This window comes from Streptomyces novaecaesareae, assembly GCF_000716875.1.
Classification (GTDB): Bacteria; Actinomycetota; Actinomycetes; order Streptomycetales; family Streptomycetaceae; genus Kitasatospora; species Kitasatospora novaecaesareae.
Genome location: NZ_JNWQ01000231.1, coordinates 1 through 412, shown reverse-complemented (window position 1 = coordinate 412; position 412 = coordinate 1). Strand labels below are relative to the sequence as shown.

At 79.1% G+C, this 412-nt stretch carries 1 pseudogene; it reads right to left on the bottom strand.

From position 1 onward, the window contains the following. Positions 1–267, bottom strand: a pseudogene (locus OP86_RS32635) (hypothetical protein); the annotation flags it as partial. Positions 268–412 lie beyond the last annotated feature (145 nt).

Genomic DNA, 412 nt, shown 5'->3' with positions numbered 1-412 from the left:
GGGCTCGGCGGGGGCGGCCCACGGGTCGGCGGGCGGGACCGGCGGCGCGGGCTCGGCGGGCGGCGCGGGCTCGGGAGCCTGCGCAGGCTCGGCGAGCTCCTTGCGGAACTCCACCCGGGGGTCGCGGCCCGCCGCCGGAGCCGTCACCTCGGTGTCCGCGTCGGCGCCCGCGTCGGTGTTCGCGGGGGTGCCCACACCGGCGTCCGTACCCGTCCGCACAGGCTCGTCTGCCGCCGGGGCGGGCAGCTCGGACTGAGGCTTGGGCACGTGGACTCCCCCAACCCGCCGGGGCGGGCATCGGCTCGGCGTTCGGCACCATGGCTCGGACCCGAACGGGCCCGGTGTGAACGGTCGCGCGACTTTACCCGATCTTTCCGAACGCTTGCCCGCCCCGGCCGGGGCCCCGCCCGCC